17 protein-coding genes are annotated in these 18,380 nt (G+C 65.0%); 7 read left to right on the forward strand and 10 right to left on the reverse strand.

The window, feature by feature from the left end; all coding sequences use genetic code 11:
• Positions 1–98 precede the first annotated feature (98 nt).
• Positions 99–362: a DUF1344 domain-containing protein gene (locus F812_RS0120615; RefSeq protein ID WP_020087881.1), complete on the forward strand. Its 264-nt coding sequence runs from the start codon at positions 99–101 to the stop codon at positions 360–362.
• A gap of 66 nt (positions 363–428) precedes the next feature.
• Positions 429–698 (forward strand): hypothetical protein, encoded by a 270-nt coding sequence (locus F812_RS0120620; RefSeq protein WP_020087882.1) that lies wholly within the window; start codon positions 429–431, stop codon positions 696–698.
• Positions 699–805: 107 nt separating this feature from the next.
• Here the strand turns inward: F812_RS0120620 and F812_RS0120625 are convergent, their stop codons facing one another.
• From F812_RS0120625 to F812_RS0120660, 8 genes are all read right to left on the reverse strand, one after another.
• Positions 806–1,882 (reverse strand): lipocalin-like domain-containing protein, encoded by a 1,077-nt coding sequence (locus F812_RS0120625; RefSeq protein ID WP_020087883.1) that lies wholly within the window; start codon positions 1,880–1,882, stop codon positions 806–808.
• On the reverse strand, positions 1,872–4,343 hold the full coding sequence (locus F812_RS0120630) for an ABC transporter permease (RefSeq protein WP_020087884.1): 2,472 nt from the start codon (positions 4,341–4,343) through the stop codon (positions 1,872–1,874). Before F812_RS0120630 ends, F812_RS0120625 begins: the two co-directional genes overlap by 11 nt.
• 1 nt (position 4,344) lies before the next feature.
• Positions 4,345–5,061: an ABC transporter ATP-binding protein gene (locus F812_RS0120635; RefSeq protein ID WP_245257734.1), complete on the reverse strand. Its 717-nt coding sequence runs from the start codon at positions 5,059–5,061 to the stop codon at positions 4,345–4,347.
• Positions 5,058–5,675 (reverse strand): nucleotidyltransferase family protein, encoded by a 618-nt coding sequence (locus F812_RS24910; protein ID WP_020087886.1) that lies wholly within the window; start codon positions 5,673–5,675, stop codon positions 5,058–5,060. Before F812_RS24910 ends, F812_RS0120635 begins: the two co-directional genes overlap by 4 nt.
• A gap of 1 nt (position 5,676) precedes the next feature.
• Entirely contained in the window at positions 5,677–6,738 is a 1,062-nt protein-coding gene (locus tag F812_RS0120645) for an XdhC family protein (RefSeq protein WP_020087887.1), read from the reverse strand.
• Positions 6,731–8,932 (reverse strand): xanthine dehydrogenase family protein molybdopterin-binding subunit, encoded by a 2,202-nt coding sequence (locus F812_RS0120650; RefSeq protein ID WP_198011250.1) that lies wholly within the window; start codon positions 8,930–8,932, stop codon positions 6,731–6,733. The genes F812_RS0120645 and F812_RS0120650 overlap by 8 nt, the downstream gene beginning before the upstream one ends.
• Positions 8,933–8,946: 14 nt before the next feature.
• The gene (locus F812_RS0120655) at positions 8,947–9,405 is read right to left on the reverse strand and encodes a (2Fe-2S)-binding protein (RefSeq protein ID WP_020087889.1); all 459 of its coding nucleotides are present in this window, start codon (positions 9,403–9,405) and stop codon (positions 8,947–8,949) included.
• 192 nt (positions 9,406–9,597) lie between these two features.
• Entirely contained in the window at positions 9,598–10,515 is a 918-nt protein-coding gene (locus F812_RS0120660; RefSeq protein WP_020087890.1) for a LysR substrate-binding domain-containing protein, read from the reverse strand.
• Between the two features lie 124 nt (positions 10,516–10,639).
• Here F812_RS0120660 and speB point away from each other — a divergent pair, with 124 nt between their 5' ends.
• The 5 genes from speB to F812_RS26705 all read left to right on the forward strand — a co-directional run bounded on the left by speB (position 10,640) and on the right by F812_RS26705 (position 16,296).
• A complete protein-coding gene (speB, locus tag F812_RS0120665) occupies positions 10,640–11,659 on the forward strand; it encodes an agmatinase (RefSeq protein ID WP_020087891.1) in 1,020 nt (339 codons plus the stop codon).
• A 150-nt stretch (positions 11,660–11,809) separates the two neighbouring features.
• Entirely contained in the window at positions 11,810–12,895 is a 1,086-nt protein-coding gene (locus F812_RS0120670) for an alkene reductase (RefSeq protein ID WP_020087892.1), read from the forward strand.
• Positions 12,896–13,082: 187 nt separating this feature from the next.
• Positions 13,083–13,784: a pirin family protein gene (locus F812_RS0120675; protein ID WP_020087893.1), complete on the forward strand. Its 702-nt coding sequence runs from the start codon at positions 13,083–13,085 to the stop codon at positions 13,782–13,784.
• A 94-nt stretch (positions 13,785–13,878) separates the two neighbouring features.
• Positions 13,879–14,481, forward strand: a complete 603-nt coding sequence (wrbA, locus tag F812_RS0120680) for an NAD(P)H:quinone oxidoreductase (RefSeq protein WP_020087894.1) — start codon at positions 13,879–13,881, stop codon at positions 14,479–14,481.
• 264 nt (positions 14,482–14,745) lie between these two features.
• Positions 14,746–16,296, forward strand: a complete 1,551-nt coding sequence (locus F812_RS26705; protein WP_020087895.1) for a tetratricopeptide repeat protein — start codon at positions 14,746–14,748, stop codon at positions 16,294–16,296.
• Positions 16,297–16,384: 88 nt separating this feature from the next.
• Here F812_RS26705 and F812_RS0120690 read toward each other — a convergent pair whose 3' ends face one another.
• Positions 16,385–17,404, reverse strand: coding sequence for a caspase family protein (locus F812_RS0120690; RefSeq protein ID WP_026868326.1), 1,020 nt, complete (start codon positions 17,402–17,404; stop codon positions 16,385–16,387).
• A gap of 38 nt (positions 17,405–17,442) precedes the next feature.
• Positions 17,443–18,126, reverse strand: coding sequence for an OmpA family protein (locus tag F812_RS0120695; protein ID WP_020087896.1), 684 nt, complete (start codon positions 18,124–18,126; stop codon positions 17,443–17,445).
• Between the last annotated feature and the right edge of the window lie 254 nt (positions 18,127–18,380).

An 18,380-nucleotide genomic window follows, 5' to 3' on the forward strand; every position in this document is an offset into this window, starting at 1 on the left:
ATGTCCCCGGCCAAGGAGCGGCAAGCTTAGGGGCGCATAAGTCTCTGCATGGGCCGCCCCGACAAGAAGAGATGGCTCAGCAAATGAGGAGAAGTCCGATGTTCAAGAAAAGCGTTGCTCCGCTCGTGCTCGCCGGCATGGCCGCCCTGTCCACGGCCGCCCTCGCCGCGTCGCAGACGATGACGGGTGATGTCAAATCCACCGATACGGCCAAGCACGAGCTGACCCTCGCCAACGGAAGCACGTTCGAGATCAACAGCCACGTGAAGCTCGAGAAGTTCAAGGCCGGCGACAAGGTCGCGATCACCTACGAGACGAAAGACGGCAAGATGGTCGCCTCGAAGGTCCATCACGCCAAGTAATCGACCATCCCTCCGCAAGCCCATCCCCCCACGATCCAAACTCGTGATGAACTAGGAAATACATCCATGACACGTTTGAAGAAGCTTGGTGTCGTTGCCCTCGCGATTACGACAGGTGCAGGTGCAGCAGCGGCGGCAAGCCCCGCGCCGCACGAGGTGACTGGCCGCATCCAGCACCTCAACCCGCGCGCGCACCACCTGACGGTGAAGAGCCAGACTTACCGCTACAATCCCCGCCTCACGGCCATGAGCCTGCGCAGGGGCGAGGACGTTCGCATTCAGTATCGTGAGAGTCATGGGCATCGGATCGCTGTGAAGATCCTGCCCGCTGTCTGAGTTTCCAACTTCGCAAGGCGTTTTCTCCCCCAGCCAAACTCCGCACCAGAGGACAGCAACTCCGAAGTGCGACAGGGGCCACTCCCGCAAGTGGCCCCTTTTTTTTGTTAGTAGCCGGTCATCTCGAGATAGCCATCGCCTGCGTGCGAGCCCGTAAAGCGCACCGGTCCTTCCCAATAGGGAAACACCGTCCCCATCCAGCTTTCGGCATTGAGCGGCACGGTCTCGATCGAAAGCCCCCGGCTCTTCACCTCCACCTTCCACGTCACCGGAAGGCTGCGCCCTGCGACAGTGCGCGAAGGCCCTGGGGTCAGCACGATGTCCGCACTTGCAAGCGAGTTGACGGCGCCGTCCGCGCCGATCCAGCTCCCGGCGCGGTAGGAGCCGCCTGCCTCGCCGCGAAGCTGGAACAGCATCAGCTTCTCGCCGCCCGGCAGATGCAGCGAGAACCAGTCCCAGCCCTTCTGATCCTTGGCGAGCGGCTGGCTGCTCCACTCGCGATCCATCCATGCCTGTCCCGTCACGGCGATCGCGCGCCCGTCGAGCGTCAGCGTTCCGGCGACCTTGAAGAAAGGTTGGCTGTAATAGTAGGACGCCTGCCCGCGCTCGGACTTGCGGCTGTAACCGTGGTCGCCCTGAAGCACGGGCGCCTGCGGGCTCGTAAGCGTGAGCGCGTACGAAAAGCCGACGCCCTTGGCGGAAAGCGAAGCGGACTCCAGCGTGCCGCGGCCTGCCGCATCCACACTTGCGAACGACCAGTCGTCGATCCACGCCTTGAACGGCTCCGCGACGACACCCGCCTGCCCGATACCGCCCCGCGCGAGCGTCTCTGCAAAACGATGAGACCCAGCGCTCGTGAGAGCCGCATGGCCCATCCAGACTTGCTGGTTGGCCCAGCCCTCCTTCTCGGCACCGGGCGAGAGCGCCTGCCGGAACAGGGTCCACTGCACGCCGTAGCGCGCCCCCGAAGCGTCCTTGAGGTTCGCGGTCACGTACCACCACTCGATGCGGTAGCCGGGATGCGCACCATGATCTGCGGGAAAAGAAAGCGGCTTGCCCGGAACCACCTCCGCGAACCCGGCCGCCTCGTCGCCGAGCCCGGCAAACCCGCCTGCCGCCGCGCGGCCGAAGCCCAGCGCCGTGAGCGCGATCACCGCAACGGCGGCAAGACGCCTAACGTTCATTGGCGAACACCTTGAGCAAATCCTGCGGTGCGGTGCGGCCGAGCCGGACCACGGGAACGATGGAAGCGAGAAAGGCCGTGGCCAGCGCAAGCGCCACGATCAGCCCCCACTGCGTTGGAAACACATGGAACGGCAGCCGCCATCCGAAAGCCTGCACGTTGACGATCGCGACAAGACACCAGGCGAGCACGAGGCCCAGTGGAACCGCGAGCACCGCCGTGATCGCGGCCAGAACCAAAAGCTTGCCGATCTCGAGATCCATGAGCTTGCGCCGCGTGACGCCCAGCGCCCACACCGGTGCAAGCTGCGCGAGCCTGAGATCACTCAACGTCAGAAGGCTCGCGAACAAGGCGATCCCCGAAACGATTAGCGTGAGCGTGTTGAGCGCGCCCGTCACCGCGAACGTCCGCTCGAAGATCTGCGTCGATATCTGCTTGAGGGACGCCTGATCAACGATGCGCGCGATTTTGCCGTCGAAGTGCGATTGCATCGCGGTCATCAGCGCCCCCGCATCCGAGGGCGCCACGCGAACGCTATAGCTCGTGCGGCGTGCGTCCGCCCAATGCCGCACCAGATGATCTACGTTGACGCGGACCTGGCCTTTTGGATTGCCGTAGTCCGGATAGAGGCCGACCACCGGAAGCTCCCACACGCCATCCGCGGTCGGAAGCGCGAGCGGCGAGCCGAGACCGATGTCCATGCGCCGGGCGAGCTGCTCGCTGATCAGCGCGCCCTCCCCGTCCCGCACCCGATCCCAGGCATCGGCCGTGTGCGAGAGAAGCGTGAAGTGATCGCGGTAAGTCGCATGATCGCGCGTCCCATAGACGTCCACCGGCCATCCTCCGATGCGCGTCTCGGCCTTCCACACCGGCAGGACCGCAGTGACGCGCGGATCGCGGCCGAGCCACTCGGCGATCTCGCCGCCTTCCTGAGCGCCGGCGGCGTCGAAATAGAGTTCGGAATTGAGCCGTTCGTCGAGCCAGCCCGTGAACGTCTTGCGGAAGCCCTCCACCATCGTGCCGACACCCACGTTCGCCGCGAGCGCGAGCAGGAGCGCCATGAGCGCGAGCGAGAGGCCCGAAAGCTGAAGCCTCGTATCCGCCCAGAACCACTGCGCGAGTGCGCCGCTTGCCCGCCGCTCCCCGAGACGCAGAACGACCGCCAGCAGCAACGGCAGAAGCAGCGCCGCTCCCAGCAGCACGCCCGCGATGACGACGAACCCGGCGACGAGCCCGCGGCCCCAGAGAAACGCGATGGCCCCAATGACGAGGCACATGGCAGCAAGAACGCCTTGCCGCCGGAGTTGCGCATGCTGCGCCTCCCGCCACGCCAGCGGCTTTGCCACGGCGAGGATGGGAAGCCGGTAAACCTTGAGCAGGCTCACGGCAGAGGCTGCGAGCGCACCGGCAGAAGCCATGCCGAGACCCGAGGCCCACCACCGGCCTTGAAGCGCGAGATGGCCTCCCACGTGCGCGCCGTAAAGACCGGAGAGGCTCGCCGCCACATCCGGCAGAAGCGCCGCCGCGATCACATAGCCGCAAACCATGCCGATGGCGCCCGCCAGCAGCGCGAGCAGCACCACCTCGCCGACCAGCACGAGCATCAGAAGCCGCAACGGCACACCCACCGCGCGCATGGTCCGCAGCGTCCCGAGCCTCTGCTCGAATGCGAGCCCGATGGAGGCATGAACGATGAACAGCCCCACGATGAAGGCGAGCAGGCCAAAGGCCGTGAGGTTGAGATGGAAGCTGTCCGTGAGGCGCGCGAGATCGCCGCGCTCCTCCGGCTGTTCGAGCTTGAGCGCGTCTCCGCCAATCGCGACGAGTGACGCCTCATCCGGCATCTCACCCTGGCCGCCTATTAGGCGCGTGAGTTGCTGCGGCTTGCCGAGAATGACCTGCGCCGCACCGATGTCCATGACGAGGATCCCAGGCGCCACCGCCTCGGTGACGACGAGCGGTGGCAACGCCTGCTTTCCCTCCGTGACGGGACGGGACCCGCCCGCCGCGCCCAGCTCGCGCAAGGTTTCCGTCGCGACCAGCGTCTGCCCGGGCGCCTTGAGAAAGGCTTCGAGATCTCCGCCCGTTGCGAGCCCCGCCACGGCCGATCCCTTGGGCACCGTCAACGGCTCCACGCCCACCAGCCGGTAGGACACGCCGCCGATCCGGACGCTGCCCTCGATCACAGGCGAAACCTTCCACCCGGCCCGCCGCAGCGCCACATAGTGCTCTTGCGCGACCGATGTACCCTTGGCGCTGACGATACTCGCCGCCCCGGCATCGCCGAACACCTGCGCCGCCCGGTCATAGCTCGTGCGCGCCTGCTGATTGAGGGCCTGCACGCCACTCCAGAGCGCGGTGGCCACCGCTAGGCCGATCACCAGCGTGGCGAAGTTCAGCGGATGCCGCCGCCAATGGCTGAGGAGAGTAGCGAAAATCCAGAACGCTCGATCGGGGGCCATGTCACGCGCCTGCCAGCACACCTGACGCAAGCGTCACCTGCCGGTCGAGGCGCCGCGCGAGCCGCGTGCTGTGCGTCACCATCAGGAAGCCGCAGCCCGTGCGCGCGATGAGATCGAGCGCGAGCCCCATCACCTCGTCGCCCGTCGCCTCGTCGAGATTGCCCGTCGGCTCGTCCGCGATGAGGAGACGCGGCCGGATCGCCAGAGCGCGCCCGATCGAGACACGCTGCTGCTGGCCGCCGGAAAGCTGTTCGGGGTAGCGATGCCTGAGAGCCGCGAGGCCAAGCCGCTCCATCAGCTCCTCCTGCCAGGCGGCATCGAAACGCCCGGCGATCCGCGCCTGAAAGGCGATATTGCCGGCGACGGTCAGGCTCGGAACGAGGTTGAACTGCTGGAACACGATGCCGATGCGCTCACGCCGCAACGCCGCGCGCTCGGCATCGGGCTGGCCCGTCACGCGCACGCCGTCGAGCATGATCTCGCCGCTGTCGGCGTCATCCAGCCCGCCGATCAGATGCAGAAGCGTGCTCTTCCCGCTGCCGGATTCCCCGAGCAGCGCCAGGCTTTCACCGGCCGCGAGCGTGAGATCCACGCCTTTGAGCACGGGAATCGGCCCTTGCGGCGTCGCGTAGGACTTCCGCACATCGGAAACACGCAGCAAGGGAGCGGACGCCTGTGGCGATCCTCCCGCGCGATGCGTCCGGTCGATCAGTGTCACCTTCGAGCTCCGATGAAACGCGCATAGTCGTCGGCCGTATCGATGTCCACGAAAAGGGACTCGTCGTCGAAAACCACATCAAGGCGCTCATCGCCGAGCGTGTCCAGCACAGACTTGCCGCCGCCCGGCCCCGAAAGTGCGGCGAGCTTGGAAAATTGCCGCTCCGGCCACAGCACCGGGTTACGCTGCGCGCCCTTGGATGTCACCGGCACGACGACGCGCGTGCCCCCTTTTTCGCGAAACACGCTCGCGAGCCGGAGAAACACATCGCTCGTGAGATTTGGCATGTCTCCCGGAACGATGAACACGCCGTCGCAGGCATCTTCCAGCTCACGAATACCCGCCGCGATGGAGCCGCCCATACCGTCCGCCCAGCGCCCGTTATGGACAAAACGCACCGGAAAACCGGAGAGGGCGCTCGTGTAGGCGTCCTCCTCCGCACCGGTCACCACGACCACCGTGTCGACGCCGCCATCGATCACCGATCGCGCAACTTTCGCGATGAGGGGAGCTGTGTCTACCGGAGCGAGCAGCTTGTTATCGGCTCCGAACCGGAGCGACGCCCCGCCCGCAAGCAGCACCGCGCCGACGCGGATCTCCCGAGACGTCTCCATCTCAAGCTCCGTGACGAGCCCGGATGATCGCGCCGAGAATGGAGACGGCAATCTCCGCCGGCCCTTTGGCGCCAATGCGCAAGCCGACCGGCCCGTCGATCCTCCCGATCTCCGCATCCGAGAAGCCCGCCGCTTTGAGCCGCGCGACACGCTGCTCATGCGTCCGCCGCGAGCCCAGCGCGCCGATGTAGAAGCAGGGAGACCGGATCGCGAGAGACAGCGTCTCGTCGTCTATGCGCCCTTCATGCGAGAGCGTCACCACCGCGGTGCGCTGATCGAGCCCCAGCGCGGGCAGCGCTTGGTCCGGCCACTCGTGACGAAGCGGAACATCGCCAAACCGATGCTCGGACGAGAAGGCTGTGCGGGGATCGATCACCGTCACCTGGAAGCCAACGCGGCGCGAAAGATCGGAGAGAACTTGTGCGATGTGCCCCGCTCCGACGAGAACGACATGCACGCCTGGCACGAGCGCATGAAGGAAACGGCGCCCCTCCGGCTCCTCGATCACGAAGCTCTCTCCGCCATCCAGCCGCTGCGCGATCTCCGCCTCATGGAAGCGCGCCTCGCGCCCAATCTGCCTCTCACCCGTCCGCAGATCGGTCTCCACGACGAGGAGTGAGCGCCGCTCGCGATGCGCGATTACGCTGTCGAGATACGCCGCGTCCGCCGGGCCTTGCAGGCGCTCGACGAAAATCTCAATGCGCCCGCCGCACGCCAGGCCCACGCTCCACGCCGTGCGATCCGCGACACCGAATTCGAGGCATCGCGGCACACCCGACGCCATCACCTCGGCCGCCGCCGTGATCACCGCAGCCTCGACGCAACCGCCCGAAACCGAGCCCTCGAAGCGATCGTCCGGGCCGACGACGAGCTGCCCGCCCACAGGAACCGGCGAGGAGCCCCACGTCTTGATCACCGTCGCAAGCGCGATCGTCCCGAAGGTATCGAGCCAGTGTCGCGCAATGGAGACGACATCGCGCGCACCCTCGACGCGGGCTGCGCAGGTTGCCGCGCCGCTTTCGGTCCCGTTCAGGAAGCCAGCCTCTGTTACAACGTCATCCAAGCTTCAACCCATCCGCAAACGGAAGCACTCGAACCCGCTGCCCTGTGCCGGCTGCGACAGCGTTGGCAACGGCCGGGCCGATCGGCGGCACACCTGGCTCGCCGATCCCAGTGGGCGGAGCCGCGGACGGCAGAATGTGCACCTCGACCTTCGGCATCTCGTTGAAGCGCAGCACCTCGTAGCCGTCGAAGTTGGCCTGATCGACGACGCCGTCCTTCAGCGTCACCTTGCTGTGCAACACCGCACCGAGCCCGAAGCCGATGCCGCCCTCCACCTGCGCCTTGATGTTGTCCGGGTTGATGGCCAGGCCGCAGTCCACGGCCGCCACCACGCGCTCGACCTTCGGCTTGCTGTCGACAATCCGGATCTCCGCTACTTCCGCCACGAAGCTCTTGAAGCTCTCGTGCACGGCCACGCCCCGGAACACACCGTCGGCCGCAGGCTTGTCCCAGCCCGCCTTCTCCGCGGCGAGCTTGAGCACGGCGGCATGGCGCGGATGCTTCTCCAGCAACGAAAGACGGAAGGCCACAGGATCCTTTTTCTGCAGCGCCGCGATCTCGTCGATCATGGTCTCCATGACATAGGCCGTGTGCGTATGCCCAACCGAGCGCCACCAAAGCGGCGGCGGACCCGCCTTCGTATTGTGAACCTCCACATGCATGTTGGAAATGGCGTAGGGCGTGTCCGCAACGCCTTCGACGGACGTGCCGTCCACACCGTCCTTCACGATCGCCGCCTCGAAAGGCGTTCCGATCGCGATCGATTGACCAACGATGCGGTGATGCCAGCCCAGGATCTCGCCGTCCTTGCCGAGCCCGACCTTGACCCTGTGCACATAGAGCGGACGATAGTAGCCGCCCTTGATGTCGTCCTCCCGGGTCCACACGAGCTTGATGGGTTCGCTGCGGCCCGTCGCCTTCACGATGCCGGCGGTCTCTGCGATGTAGTCCGAGTTGTAAACACCGCGGCGGCCGAACGATCCTCCGGCCCACAGCGTGTTGATGACGACGTCCTCCGGCTTGATGCCGAGGATCGCCGCCGTCACGTTCTGGTCGACGGTCTGAAGCTGCGATCCGGTCCACAGCGTCGCCCTTCCGTCCTTGAACTGCATCACGCAGTTCATCGGCTCCATGGGCGCGTGCGCGAGGAACGGGAAGATGTAGTCGGCCTCGATCACCTTATCGGCCTTGGCGAGCGCGGCAGTAGCGTCACCTTCGTTGCGTGCGACGAGCCCCGGCTTATCGGCCAGCGCCTTGTACTCGGCAACGAGTGCGTCGGTGCCGCGCATGTCCGCCTTGCTGTCGTCCCAAGAGACGGCAAGCTGGTCGCGGCCCTTGATCGCCGCATAGGTGGACGTGGCGAGAACCGCGACACCATGCGGCGTCTGCACGACATCCACCACACCCTTGACTGCGCGCGCAGCCTTGTCGTCGACCGATTGCACAGTCCCGCCGAAGCGCGGCGAGCGCGCGAGCGTGGCGACCAGCATGCCGGGAAGCTGCACGTCCTGCGTATAGATCCGCGCGCCCGTGGTCTTCTGCACCGAGTCGAGACGCGGAAAAGACTTGCCTATGTAGACGAACTCGTCCGCCGTCTTGAGCTTCGGGTCGGCAGGCACCGCCATGCTCGCGGCATCCTTCGCCAGCTCGCCGAACGTCGCCGAATTCGCACCGGATGAAACGACGCCCTTGGCGACTTTCACCGACGCCGCGTCCACGCCCCAGCGCTTGGCTGCGGCTTCGACCAGCATGGCGCGCGCAGCTGCGCCCGCCTTTCGATACTGCTCGAACGAGTTGGCGATGGCGGTCGAGCCGCCGGTACCCTGCACGCCGAAGAACAGGTTCTTGTAGAGTTCCACGTTGGCCGGGGCGAACTCGGGCTTCACCTGCGCCCAATCCGCATCGAGCTCTTCGGCGACGAGCGTGGAGAGTCCCGTCGCAACGCCCTGCCCCTTGTCCTGGTGCTTCACGAGCACCGTCACCACGTTGTCGGGCGTGATCTTGACGAACGGCATGAAGACGCCGCCGCTTTCGTTGCCCTGCGCTGCCGCCTCGGCGCGGGCGGACCCTGCAGGAAGCCACGCCCCGATGACGAGCCCGGCACCGGAACCGAGCGCGAGCCGCACGAAATTACGACGGTCGAGCGCAAGCGCCGTGTCGGCGCGAAACTGAGACAGATCCATTCGGCCATACATGTGCGTGATCTCCCTCAGCCCTTGAGCGTTTCGGATGCAGTGTGGATGGCAGTCCGGATGCGCTGATAGGTGTTGCAGCGGCAGATGTTTCCACTCATCGCGCTATCGATGTCATCGTCCGTAGGAGCAGCCGTCTCCGAAAGCAGCGCCGTCGCGGCCATGATCTGCCCCGATTGGCAATAGCCGCACTGTACGACGTCCAGTTTCTGCCAGGCCGCGCGCACCGCTTCCGCCACCGGCCCCGACAAGCCCTCGATGGTTGTCACCGACTTGCCATCGACATCAGAAACGGCCGTCACACACGAGCGGATCGGCTGGCCTTCCAGATACATCGTACAGGCGCCGCACTGCGCGGCCCCGCAGCCGAACTTCGAGCCGATCAGGCCCAGCTCGTCGCGCACGACCCAGAGAAGCGGCGTGTCGTCCTCGGACGCAACGGTGACCTCGCGGCCGTTGAGCTGAAACTTAGCCATCAAGGCACCTCCGAAAATAGATTTTGAGAAGGCGCACGGAACTCCCCTCCCGCGCGCACCTGCTCATATGCGTGCAGCGTTACCGAATTTCCAGGGTCCAGCAAGATTGTTGCCACTCCAGCGGCAATGGATACTGAAAGCCGCCCAATTTTTGGGCTCCATCCGCCGTCTGCGCGATTTTTCTCGCAGGAACTACGTGAGGTGCATGGCGCGCTTGTGCTTGGCAATCTCCGCTAGCAGCCACTGGTGGAACTGCTTGACGCCAGCGAGGGAGGCTGCGCCAGGACGCACGGCGAGCGCATAGCAACTCGGAATTGCGCGGCGGATCGGAAACGGCGTCACGAGTTGGCCACGCGCCAGAAGATCCTCAGCCATGATGTTGTCCGCGAGCGCGACGCCTCCGCCGTTCACCGCCTCCCGGATGGCGAGCGACGGATCGTGGAAGATCGCGCCCGACTTGGCGTCCACGCCTTTGACGCCCACACCTGCGATCCACTCCTCCCACCAGGCCGTGGTATTCTCGTGCAGCAGCCTGTGCCGCACGAGATCGGCGGGCTTGCGCAGCCCATTCGGCCCTTTCGCCAGCGCAGGCGCACACACCGGCAAAATGATGAGCGAGATGAGCGGAGAGAGCGAAGCATCCGCCTCGTCCTCGCGCACGAACAGGATCCTGAGATCCGCGCGCGGATTGCCCCCCTTCCCCGTGTCGTCATGGATCGAGACCTCGAGTTCGCACGCGGGGCACGCCGCCCGGAACCGCGGAAGCCGGTCAGCAAGCCACAGGTTCATGAACGTGGAATTGATGGAGAGCGACACCCGCTTTTGCGCGCGCTTCCGGGCGGGTCCGTACACGCTCACCTCCTCCGTCGCGTCGCGGATGACGTTGAAGGCATCGGTCAGGCGCCGCGCATAGTGCGTCGCCTTTTCGGTGAGCTGAACCTGCCGGAAGCCGCGCTCGAACAGCTCCACGCCCAGCGCCTGCTCGAGCGAGCGAATGTGACGGCTGACGGCCGATGGCGTGAGCCGCAACTCCTCCGCTGCCTCCTTGAAGCTGAGCAACCGCGCCGCGGCCTCGAACGCGCGAATGGCATTGAGCGAAGGGAGCGGCATGGGGCACCGGCGACAGAGACAGGAATGAGATGAGTTTTTATCAACTCACGACGGAAAATTAGCCGTTTGTCGAGCCTTTCGGCAAGTCGGATCCTGGAGGCGCTTCACACCGGAGGAGCCGATCATGACCCAGACGCTGAAACATCCCCTGCACACCTCGACCACCGACACCGCCGTTTTCGCCGGAACCAGGAGGGGCGGCTCTCCCGAGCCCACCTACAGCGGAGTGCTGTCCTTCATGCGCCGCAAGCTCACGCGGAACCTCGCAGGCGTGGATGTAGCCGTCTGGGGTATTCCCTTCGACGCGGCGGTCTCGAACCGTCCGGGTGCGCGCTTCGGGCCTCAAGGCGTGCGCCGCGCGTCCGCAATCCTCGGCGGCGATCCCCAATACCCCTTCCACGCGGACCCGTTTGAACGGCTGGCCGTAGTCGACTATGGCGATTGCGCCCTCGACTACGGCCGTCACGCGAACACGCCCCGCCAGATCGAGGAGCAGGCACGCGAGGTGATCGATGCCGGCGTGAAACTTCTTTCGATTGGCGGAGACCATTACGTCACCTGGCCACTCCTGAAAGCACACGCGCAGAAGCATGGTCCGATGGCGCTCGTGCAATTCGATGCACACCAGGACACCTGGTTCGATGAGGACGAACGGATCGATCACGGCTCGTTCGTGGCGCGCGCCGTGCGGGAGGGGATCATTCTGCCCGAGCGGTCGATCCAGATCGGCATCCGCACGCACGCGCCGGAGACCTGCGGGATAGAGATCGTGTATGGCGAGGAGATCGCGGACCTTGGTGCGAAGGGCGTGGTCGATCGCATCCTGAGGCGCGTCGGCAGCGCGAAGACCTATCTGACGTTCGACATCGACTGTCTCGACCCGGCCTTTGCGCCCGGAACGGGAACACCTGTTGCTGGCGGCCTCTCCTCACGCGAAGCGCTGATGATCCTTAGCCGCCTGGGTGCCCTCGACATCGTAGGAGGAGACGTCGTGGAGGTCGCACCCGCCTACGATCATGCCGACATCACCTCGATCGCAGGCGCGGCCGTGATGCAGCACTATCTTGGCCTCTTGGCGGACCAGAAGAAGCATTACGAGAATGTTCCATCATCCGATCGCTTATTCGCCAGCGCGCTAAGTTAATCATGCGCCCCTGCGCAATCCTGCATCAGGAGCGCGCGGGGGGCTTTCTTTCTGTATCCAACGGTCCATATGTTGCCAGGCAAGCTTCGCCCTCCCTGAACGGCGGCAGCGAACATCTTGCATCCAATAGACTGCTGGAGACCTGACTTCATGTCCGCCAAACTCTTCTCTCCCCTGACGATTGGCACGCTCACGCTGCCCAATCGTATCGTCATGGCGCCTTTGACGCGCAACCGCGCCGCCGATGGCGATGTCCCCCATGCCCTCAACGTCGAGTACTACGCTCAACGCGCATCCGCCGGACTCATTATCTCGGAAGGCACGCAGATCTCGCCGGAGGGCAAGGGCTACATCGCGACACCCGGCATCTATAACCAGGAGCAAGTCGCGGGCTGGCGCAAAGTGACCGACGCAGTCCACGCCAAGGGTGGCCGCATCTTCGCCCAGCTCTGGCACGTGGGCCGCATCTCCCACACCTCGCTCCAGCCGGATGGCAAGGCCCCCGTCGCGCCCTCCGCCATCAAGGCCAATGCGAAGACCTTCATCGCATCGGGCTTTGTCGACGTCTCCGCCCCTCGCGCGCTCGAGATTGCCGAGATCAAGCGCATCGTGGAGGACTATCGCAAGGCCGCCGAAAACGCCAAGAACGCAGGCTTCGACGGCGTCGAGTTGCACAGCGCCAACGGCTATCTCATCGACCAGTTCCTGCGTGACGGTACCAACAAGCGCACAGACGAGTACGGCGGCAGCGTCGAGAACCGCATCCGCTTCCTCGGCGAAATTCTCGCCGCCCTCACGTCCGTGTTCCCCGCGCTCCGCGTCGGCGTTCGCTTCAGCCCCTTCTCTGGCTTCGGCGACATCTCCGACAGCGATCCCATCACCACGTTCGGAGCGGCGATCGCAAAGGCGAGCGAGTTCGGACTCGGCTACCTGCATCTCGTCGAGGGGCAGACGGGAGGCCCACGCGCGCCTGCCGCCGACGTCGCTCGCCTGCGCAGCCGCTTCAAGGGCGTCTACCTCGCCAACAACGGCTACGACCGCGGAAGCGCCATCGAAGCCATCGAGAGCGGTGCGGCCGACCTGGTTGCCTTCGGACGCCCCTTCATCGCAAACCCCGATCTCGTCGAGCGGCTCGAGCGCGACGCACCCCTGAACGAGCCGAAGCCGGCCACGTTCTACGGCGGCGGCGCAGAGGGTTACACGGATTATCCGGCTCTCGGCACAAAGGCCGCCTGAGCGCAGCATCCGGTCAGGATAGACGGAAAGAGGGCGTCTGCGCATCATGCGGGCGCCCTCAATTGTATCTAATTCGGAACCAATCTATTTCGATTTGGATATATTGGTTCTGAGATGGCGAGGTGGCATCTTCTCTCCAACAGCGGCTGGACCCAAACGTCCGCCGGACCTTCAAGGAGACCTCGCCATGATCACCATTCGCAAAAGCACGGAGCGCGGCGCGAGCAACTTTGGCTGGCTCGACAGCAAGCACACCTTCTCCTTCGGCCACTACTATGATCCGGGCCACATGGGCTTCGGCACCCTGCGCGTCATCAACGAGGACGTTGTGACGGGCGGGGCCGGCTTCGGCACCCATCCCCACGACAACATGGAGATCATCTCCTACGTGCTGGACGGCGCGCTGGCGCACAAGGACAGCCTCGGCACGGGATCCGTCATCCGCCCCGGAGACGTTCAGCGCATGACGGCCGGAACGGGCATCGCCCATAGCGAGTTCAATGCCTCGCCAACCGAGCCGGTGCACTTTCTGCAGATCTGGGTGCTGCCTGAGAAGCGGAACCTCGCACCCGGCTACGAGCAGAAATCGTTCCCGCCCGGCGAACGGCGGGGACGTCTGCAACTGGTCGGCGCCCGCGACGGACGCGACGGAGCGGTGACGATCCACCAGGATCTCGACCTCCACGTCGCGAACCTCGCCAAGGGTGACGCCGTGACCCACGCGCTGGCCCCGCGCCGCAAGGTCTGGGTTCAGGTCACGCGCGGCGAGGTCACCGTAAACGGCACGCTCGTCGGACAGGGAGACGGCGCCGCGTTGACGGACGAGACGGAAGTGAAGATCGCCGCCAACGACAACGCCGAGATCCTGCTGTTCGACATCGGCGCATGACGAAACCAGCCGGGCGGGCGCTCACACGCGTTCCGCCCGGCCCGCCACGCCGCTCTTCAACGCAACTCAGAACCCGAACCGAAAGCGAAACACCATGACCAAGGTCCTCGTCCTCTACTATTCGAGCTACGGCCACATCGAGCGGCTGTCGCAGGCCGTTGCCGAAGGCATCCGCGAAGCCGGCGCAGAAGCCGTCATCAAACGCGTGCCCGAGATCGTGCCGCGCGAGGTGGCCGAGAAGAGTGGCTTCAAGCTCGACCAGGCCGCACCCATCGCCACCGTCGACGAACTCGCCGACTACGATGCGATCATCGTCGGCACGCCGACCCGGTTCGGCAACATGGCAGCCCAGATGAAGAACTTTCTCGATCAGACGGGCGGCCTCTGGTTCAAGGGCAAGCTGATCGGCAAGGTCGGCTCCGTCTTCACCTCGACAGCCACCCAGCATGGCGGCCAGGAGAGCACGATCCTGGCCACACACACCGTCCTCCTCCACCACGGCCTCGTCATCGTCGGCCTGCCGTACTCGTTCCAGGGACAGACGACACTCGCGGAGATCAGCGGCGGCTCGCCATACGGCGCCACAACGATCGCAGGCGGCGACGGCTCGCGCCAGCCGAGCGAGAACGAGCTTGCCGGCGCGCGCTTCCAGGGCCGCCATGTGGCCGAGATCGCGGCCAAGCTCGCCCGCGCGTAAACTGGGCGATTGACGCCTCAATTGAGAAAGGCCGCCAATGCGAGAGCGCTGGCGGCCTTGTTTCGATTACGCGGGGCACGCCCTTGCAGAAGGAGCTGCAAACTTATCCTGGAGGGAAAGCCCTAAGCCTCAGACGTAGACGCGATTCGTCACACGCGCCTCGGAGCCCGCATTTCATAAGCCTTTCGGGCCGTCCGCGCTTGCGCCGGGCAAGCGGTCTATGGAACACTCCCGCATCCTGACGAAGCATTTGAGGGGCCTCGCGTGAAACGGAAGATCGCCGTCATTCTCGCAGCGGACATCGCCGGCTACAGCCGCCTGATCGCCGAGGACGAGGAGGAGACCCTCCGCCGCTTCGAGGGATATCGCACCGTATTCTCCGAGTTCGTCGATCGTGGCGGCGGCCGCATCTTCAACACTGCGGGCGATGCTATCCTGGCCGAGTTTCAAAGCGCGGTAGAAGCCGTTCGCTGCGCCGTGGACGTGCAGGAGAGCCTCAAAGCCCGCAATCTTGCCTATCCGCCCAGCCGCCACATGAACTTCCGCATCGGCATCACCATCGGCGACGTGGTGGAGCGCGAGGGCGGCGATCTCCTGGGCGACGGCGTGAACATCGCAGCGCGCCTCGAATCGGTTGCCCCTCCTGGCGGCATCTGCGTCTCACGCTCGGTCCACGAGGCCGTCGCCAGCAAGATGGCGCTGCGCTTTTCCGATGCCGGCCCCCAGTCCCTGAAAAACATTCCGGAGCGTGTTCACGCCTACACGCTCGCGCTGGAGGAAAGCCACCCCGGCACCGTCGTCATGCAGAACGCAGGCGGCGGCGAGGCACCGCCTGCCGCCGCGCAAAAGTCCGCTGTCCCTGCCGCGGACCGCCAGTCCCATCTGATCTCCGCCGGGCTCGCGGTTCTCGCCATCGCGCTTGCAGGCGCCTATGCCTACGAATACCTGCCGGACTCGGTGCGTGAAACCATCGGCCTCGAGACCAGGCAGCCTCAACCCGCACCAGTGGCGGAAACACCCGCACCGTCTGCCGGCCCGACTGTGGCAGCCACACCGCAACCCGAGCCCGCCGCGACGCCTGCACCCGTGGCGCCCGAAAAGACCGAGCCGCCACCACCTCCCGAGCCCAAGCGGGCGGAGAAGCCACAGGAGACGACGCCCTCCGAGGTCGAGAAACAGGTGGAGGCAGCCCTCAACGCGCCCTCGTCCGGGACTACCGATAGCGAACAGAAGCGGCCGAACCCGCTCGCCTCGCGCTACGTTCTCACGCGCCAATGGAACGACTGTCACGAGAGCACCAATGCCGATGTGGCCGCGGACGCCTGCAAAGGGCTCCTCGAATCCGGCGGCCTCAACGACGACGATCAGGCTACCGTCCGCTACAAGCTGGGCCGTGCGCTTCGCGACAAGGGTGAACCGGACCAGGCCATCGAGAGCTACGATCGCTCCATCGCCTTGAAGCCGACGGCCGACGCCTACAATCATCGCGGCATCGCCTACTTCGACAAGAGCGACTACGCGAAGGCTATAGACGACTACACGGCGGCACTGAAGCTAAGCCCATCGCTCGCCGAAGCCATCAACAACCGCGCCTGGACCTACTACAAGACCGGAGACCTGAACGCAGCGCTCCAGGATGCCAACCGCGCGGTCTCGCTCGACGGGACCAAGTCCTACATCTGGGACACGCGCGGCCACATTCACGAAGCACGTGGCTCCAAGACCGCCGCCATAAGCGACTACAAAAAAGCGCTGACGCTCGATGCCAGCGCCGAAAGCAGCGCGGAAGGGCTGCGCCGCCTCGGTGCCAACTGAGCGGGCCCCACCGGCGTACCTTTCGCCACCAAAAAATGCGGGCCCTTCGAGCCCGCATTTGTATGTTCGCTTGACGCTTGGAGAGCGATCAGAGCCCTGCGCCGACGCCCACGCCGAGACCCGGAGGCGGTCCGCTGCGGCGTGCTGATCTCGGCGCTCCGCCACCACCGCCGGCGTTCTTGTTGCGGCGAGGAGCCTGGGCGTTTTTGCCTGAGCCCGACCCTGAATCCTTATAGGTCGGCAACAGCGGAGCGGCCATCCCCGGCGCAGTCGGCGTGAAGTAGTAGACGTCGGTCAGCGCGCTTTCTTCCCAGGGGATCTGCCGGCCGTTCGTCTCGTTTTGCACGTCGAGACGAACCTTGATCATCATCTGGTGCACGTCGACGCCCTTGGTGCCGAGGTGCTTCAGCAGCGCCTTGGTGAACGGGCTGTTGCGCCCGCCACCGTCATCCGAAACGTTGTTTGGCTGCGTGGCATACGCGCGGAAAATGCCCGACGCGCCACTCGTCGACGGCACGTTCACCTTGGTCATGCCGCGGCTGAACGACAGCGAGCGCAGCTTTCGCGTCTCGCCGTCCTGCGCAACGATCTGCAGACCCAGTTCCTCGCGGGACGGCGTGTTGCGGCACGCGTCCAGGAAAATCATGCCGAGCTTGGCCTTCTGCAACGGCTCGATCACCGCAGAGATGTTGACGAGGTTCTTGTCGAGCGCGTCCTTGCTCTGCGACTCGTCCTGAACCTGGATCTCGCCCGGCATGTCGACGGGGATCAGGAAATTCTCGCCGCTGAGCGAGATGCCGTGGCCCGCATAGAAGAACAGGCCTTCGTCTCCAGGCTTCAACTCGTCTGAGAACTTCTTGAAGGCCTCGTGCATCTGGTCGCGCGTGAGGTTCGTCCCCAACATCACGTCGAACGACAGGTTCCGAAGCTTCTCGGCCACGTCCGTCGCGTCGTTCTGCGGGTTCGTAAGCTCCGCCACGTGTTGATACGTGGAGTTGCCGATCACCAGAGCCAGACGCCGGCCGGCAGCATCTGCCGGCACGGCAAACGACATGACGGCGGCAAGCGCCACCGACAGGACGGAAAGGTGTACGGTGCTCGCGCGCATGGCACTATCCTTCCAGTTGGAAAATCAGATCAGCGCCCTTACTGAGCGGGGTCGCTGATCGGCTTGCTCGCCGAAGCCGCCTTGGCGTCCGTCAGGTTCACGATCTGCACCCGGCGGTTGACGCTGGCGTAGGGCGAGGCCTTGTCCTTGAGATGCTCGGCTCCGTATCCCACGACCGTGAGGTCGCCGGTCGGAATGTTGAACTTGTCGTTGAGATACTTGCGAACCGAATCCGCACGGCGCTCGGAGAGCGTCTGGTTGTACTCCGAACGTCCCTTGGCATCGGTGTGCCCCGCCACCATGATCGACGCACCCTTGAGTGAGTCGTCCTGGAGCGCGGTGCCGAGGGCATCGAGCGACGCCTTCGAGCGGCTCGAGATCGTGGCCGAGTTGAAATCGAAATAGATCACGAAATCGAGCGAAGGCTTGTCGCTGACCGCCTTGGCGAGTTCCTCGCGCTCAGGGACGGAAAGCCCGCGGCTGGCGGCCTTGGTTTTGAGATCGTCGATGACCTTCGCGCGCTCGACCTCGGCCTGCGTCGGCTTGACGGAAAGCCCGCGCGTCTTGCGCGGCTTCAGGGCATCGATGATCTGCTGAACCGACGGAGAGCCGGCCTGATCGGCAGATGCGACGTTGATGGGCCCGGATGCGCTGACGGAAAGCGCGAAAATAGCGAGAGCACTAAGTGAAAAGGCTCTCGATCGAAATGAAAGAGACGACATCGGAACCTCCTGAAATACAGCAGCAATATACCCCGCAGGACCATTGCTGACCAGTGGCGGCAGCCACCTCGGTTGACGGATCTTACGGCGGGGGCTGTTAACCCTCCGCGCTTGATAGCCAAATGACCACAGCGAGTTAAGCCGGTCTGTTCCCTGCGATACAGGAAAGGGACGCTCGAAAAAATCGGAAACAAAAGAGGCGGGCATGTCGGACATGCCCGCCTCGAAAACCTTAACCAATCCGACGGGGCGGC

Origin of the sequence: Hyphomicrobium zavarzinii ATCC 27496, from assembly GCF_000383415.1 — a bacterium.
Lineage (GTDB): Bacteria > Pseudomonadota > Alphaproteobacteria > Rhizobiales > Hyphomicrobiaceae > Hyphomicrobium_C > Hyphomicrobium_C zavarzinii.

Excerpts from the sequence above, each read along its gene's own strand:
- F812_RS0120650 (WP_198011250.1), bottom strand. The coding sequence starts at position 8,932 with ATGTATGGCCGAATGGATCTGTCTCAGTTTCGCGCCGACACGGCGCTT.
- F812_RS0120630 (WP_020087884.1), bottom strand. The coding sequence starts at position 4,343 with ATGGCCCCCGATCGAGCGTTCTGGATTTTCGCTACTCTCCTCAGCCAT.
- F812_RS0120670 (WP_020087892.1), top strand. The coding sequence starts at position 11,810 with ATGTCCGCCAAACTCTTCTCTCCCCTGACGATTGGCACGCTCACGCTG.
- wrbA (WP_020087894.1), top strand. The coding sequence starts at position 13,879 with ATGACCAAGGTCCTCGTCCTCTACTATTCGAGCTACGGCCACATCGAG.
- speB (WP_020087891.1), top strand. The coding sequence starts at position 10,640 with ATGACCCAGACGCTGAAACATCCCCTGCACACCTCGACCACCGACACC.
- F812_RS0120660 (WP_020087890.1), bottom strand. The coding sequence starts at position 10,515 with ATGCCGCTCCCTTCGCTCAATGCCATTCGCGCGTTCGAGGCCGCGGCG.
- F812_RS0120615 (WP_020087881.1), top strand. The coding sequence starts at position 99 with ATGTTCAAGAAAAGCGTTGCTCCGCTCGTGCTCGCCGGCATGGCCGCC.
- F812_RS0120675 (WP_020087893.1), top strand. The coding sequence starts at position 13,083 with ATGATCACCATTCGCAAAAGCACGGAGCGCGGCGCGAGCAACTTTGGC.
- F812_RS0120655 (WP_020087889.1), bottom strand. The coding sequence starts at position 9,405 with ATGGCTAAGTTTCAGCTCAACGGCCGCGAGGTCACCGTTGCGTCCGAG.
- F812_RS0120695 (WP_020087896.1), bottom strand. The coding sequence starts at position 18,126 with ATGTCGTCTCTTTCATTTCGATCGAGAGCCTTTTCACTTAGTGCTCTC.
- F812_RS0120625 (WP_020087883.1), bottom strand. The coding sequence starts at position 1,882 with ATGAACGTTAGGCGTCTTGCCGCCGTTGCGGTGATCGCGCTCACGGCG.
- F812_RS0120690 (WP_026868326.1), bottom strand. The coding sequence starts at position 17,404 with ATGCGCGCGAGCACCGTACACCTTTCCGTCCTGTCGGTGGCGCTTGCC.
- F812_RS0120620 (WP_020087882.1), top strand. The coding sequence starts at position 429 with ATGACACGTTTGAAGAAGCTTGGTGTCGTTGCCCTCGCGATTACGACA.
- F812_RS24910 (WP_020087886.1), bottom strand. The coding sequence starts at position 5,675 with ATGGAGACGTCTCGGGAGATCCGCGTCGGCGCGGTGCTGCTTGCGGGC.